This is a genomic window from Promicromonospora sp. NPDC057488, from assembly GCF_042802395.1.
GTDB lineage: Bacteria > Actinomycetota > Actinomycetes > Actinomycetales > Cellulomonadaceae > Promicromonospora.
Map to the genome: position 1 here is coordinate 1 of NZ_JBHVEG010000312.1, position 3,668 is coordinate 3,668.

1 protein-coding gene is annotated in these 3,668 nt (G+C 74.5%); it reads left to right on the forward strand.

From position 1 onward, the window contains the following. Positions 1-192: 192 nt before the first annotated feature. Positions 193-3,597: a S8 family serine peptidase gene (locus tag ACFU5G_RS29555; RefSeq protein ID WP_377252656.1), complete on the forward strand. Its 3,405-nt coding sequence runs from the start codon at positions 193-195 to the stop codon at positions 3,595-3,597. Positions 3,598-3,668: the final 71 nt, after the last annotated feature.

Genomic DNA, 3,668 nt, shown 5'->3' on the forward strand with positions numbered 1-3,668 from the left:
CTCCGCTTTGAGCCGGCTCAAAGCGGAGAAACTTAGGCCTCGAAGTGCACCCGGAGAAGCCGTCTCGCGTAGTCCGTCCCGGAAGTCCGTTCCGAGTATTTTCCCAGGTCACGCAACCCCGCGGAGGTTCGCGTGCGTCTGGAAGTCGTGGCGCCGCACAGGCGGCGTGCTCGACTCGGACGGGAGAACCCGATGCGCAAGAGAGCAAGTGCAGCGGCGGTCGCTCTGGCGATCGCGCTGGGCGGGGGGACGTGGGCCACCGCGTCCGTACCGCAGGACACACCGGCACCGCAGGACACCCGGCAGCAGCCCACCGCCCCGGGGCGCACGGTGAGCGTGACGCTGCTGACGGGCGACGTCGTCACCATGAAGACCGCGGCCGACGGCACGCCCGACCCGGAGACGGTGATCGTCCGGCCCGGCCCGGGCCGGGAGCACATGGCGTTCTTCCAGCAGCGCGAGGGGGACCACCTCTACGTCACCCCGCGCGACGTGGCGCGGCTCGTGCCCGGCCGCCTGGACCGCGCGCTGTTCGACGTGGCCGGCCTGGTCGAGGCCGGCTACGACGACGCCTCGCGCGACACGCTCCCCGTCATCGTCCAGACCGCGACGGCGGCCGCGACCGCGACCGCAGCCGACGCCGACGGCGACACCCCCGCCCGCTCCGCGGCCCCGCCCGAGCAGGACTGGACGGCGGCGGGCATCACGCCCGACCGCGACCTCGAGTCCCTGGGCGCGGTGGCCGACGTGCTGCCCAGGGGCCGGGCCGAGAAGCTCCTCGACAGCCTCGCCCCGGTCGAGGCCCCCGGCAAGCAGGCCCGGAAGACCCCGGCCCCCGACGCCGTCGGCTACGTCTGGCTGGACCAGCCGGTCCGGGCGTCGGACGCCGACTCGATGCCGCAGATCGGCGCCCCCGAGGCGTGGGAGGCCGGCTACACGGGCGAGGGCGTCACGGTCGCCGTGCTCGACTCGGGCATCGACGCGACGCACCCCGACCTCGACGAGGTCGTCGTCGGCGAGCGCGACTTCACCGGCAAGGGCGACGTGACCGACGGCGCCGGCCACGGCACGCACGTCGCCTCGATCGTGGCCGGGTCGGGCGAGGCGTCCGACGGCGTGAACCAGGGCGTGGCCCCGGACGCCGACCTGCTGGTCGGCAAGGTGCTGGACGACGACGGCTTCGGCGAGCTGTCCGGCGTCATCGAGGGCATGGAGTGGGCGGCCGCGGAGGGCGCCGACGTCGTGAACCTGTCGCTCGGCAGCCTGTTCTTCGACGTCCCCTCACCGGACGCCGTGGCGGTGGACGAGCTGTCCGCGCGGTACGGCACGTTGTTCGTCGTCTCCGCGGGCAACTATGGAGAGCTGGGGTACGGCACCGTGGGTTCGCCGGGCATCGCGGCGTCGGCCCTGACGGTGGGCGCCGTGGACGACTCCGACACGGTCACCCCCTACTCCAGCCGCGGCGGCTTCGAACCCGGGCTGCTCAAGCCGGACGTCGTGGCGCCGGGCGACGGGATCGTCGCCGCGCTGGCCACGGGCACGGCCGTGGGCGACCCGGTCGACGACCTGTACACCGCGCTGAGCGGCACCTCCATGGCGGCCCCGCACGTCGCGGGCGCCGCGGCGGTGCTCAAGCAGGCCCGGCCCGACCTGGACGGCCAGGCGCTCAAGGCCGCGCTGATGGGCTCGGCCGAGACGACGGGCGCGGACGTCTGGTCCGAGGGCGCGGGGCGCATCACGATCCCCGGCGCCGTCGCGCAGGAGGTCACGGCGACCCCGGCGTCGCTGTCGCTCGGCACGTTCACCTGGCCGCACGACGGGGAGTCGGCCACCGGCACCCTGACGTACGCCAACACGGGCGCCGACGACGTCACGCTCACCCTGGCGGCCGACGTCCTCGACTCGGAGGGCACCGCGGTGCCGGACGCGCTCACGCTGTCGGCGGACTCCGTCGTCGTCCCGGCGGGCGGTACGGCCGAGGTCGACGTGACCGCTCACGACGGACCGGGCGCGATCGGCGCCGTCGGCGGGAACGTCGTGGCGACGTCCGCGGACGGCACGGACGTGCGCACGCCCGTCGGCTGGGCCAAGGAGCGCGAGTACGTGGACCTGACGGTGCGCGCCGTCGACCGGGAGGGCGAGCCCGTCACCGCGGACACGTGGGGCGCGGCCGTCAAGCTGGACGCCGAGGACGGCGAGCTCTTCGGCACGGACCTCTTCTTCGAGGACGGCGTCGCCACGGCGCGCGTCATCCCGGGCGTCTACAGCGCGGTGGCGTTCGTCGAGACGTTCGACGACGACGGCGCCGTGACCGACGCGCTGTTCCTGAGCGCCGGAGAGGTCGACGCCACAGCCGACGCCGAGGTGCTCCTGGACGGGACCACGGCGCAGGAGGTCACCACCTCGACGCAGCGCCCGGCCGACCTGGCCAGCCTCGGCCTGTCGGTGGAGACCGAGGACTCCGCGGAGCTCGTCTACGCGAGCGTCAACGTGAAGTACGGGCCGGAGACGGACCTCGCGCTCACCCCCGTGCCGGCGGCGACCCACGGCGACTACGACACCATCGTCCAGGCGACGCTCCTGGCGCCGACCACGGGGGACGAGGCCGCCGCCTATCGCTACGACCTCGCCCACCACAGCGAGGGTGTCGAGGTGCCGGAGCTGCGCGGCGACCGTCGCACCACCGTCGCCGTGGACACCACGTACGGCGCCTCGGTCGGCGACACGCACCTGGCGGAGCGCATGTACTGGGAGCCGGGCACCATCGTCGCCGGCGGTGCCGTGGAGGCGGTCCCCGTGGGTACCCGGCGCACCGAGTACGTGACGGCGCTCCCGGGCAGGTGGTACCTCGGGTCCGAGATCCAGGAGGACGGCGTGGGCGTGGTGCTCGTCGAGGCCGAGCGGCACGTCTGGAGCGAGCCCGGCCGCGCCCGGCAGGGGCTCGCGGCAGGTGTGCTGGCGCCCGCGGTCTCCAGCATCACGCCCGTGGAGCACTGGGACGACCGCCTCTCGCTGGCCCCGACCGACCGGGCCGACGACGACGGCGGCGTGCTGTGGGGCTCCGACGTCGCGACGCGCCTGCGCGTGTGGCAGGACGGCGAGCTGGTCGACGACGTCCCGGAGCCCTACTCGTTCCCCACCGTCCCGGAGGGCGGGGCGGACTACCGGATGCTGCTCGAGAGCACGCCCGACGACCCGGCCTACCGGCTGGCCACGAGCGTGACCGGCGAGTGGACGTTCCACGCGCGGTCCGACGCCGAGGCCAACTCCCGCCCGCCGGTGCTGGACACGTCGTGGGACGTGCGCGGGCTCGACCCGTCCGGCTCGGCGCCCCGGAACACCCGGGTGCGGGTCACCGCCGTGCACCAGGACGACGCGTACGACGCGTCGTCGGTCAAGGACCTGCGCCTGTGGTGGTCGGCCGACGACGGCGCCACCTGGCACCGGGCCACCACCGCCAAGGCCGGCGCGGGCGTCTATGACGCCACGGTCAAGGCTCCGCGCGGCACCGAGCACGTCTCGCTCCGGGTCGAGGCCCGGGACGCGGCGGGCGGCGCGGTGAAGAAGACGGTGGTGCGGGCCTACTCGGTCGACTGACCGTCGACCCCGCACAACGCTGGTCGAGCTCCCCGCTGGTCGAGCTTGTCGAGACCTGGTCAGGTCTCGAC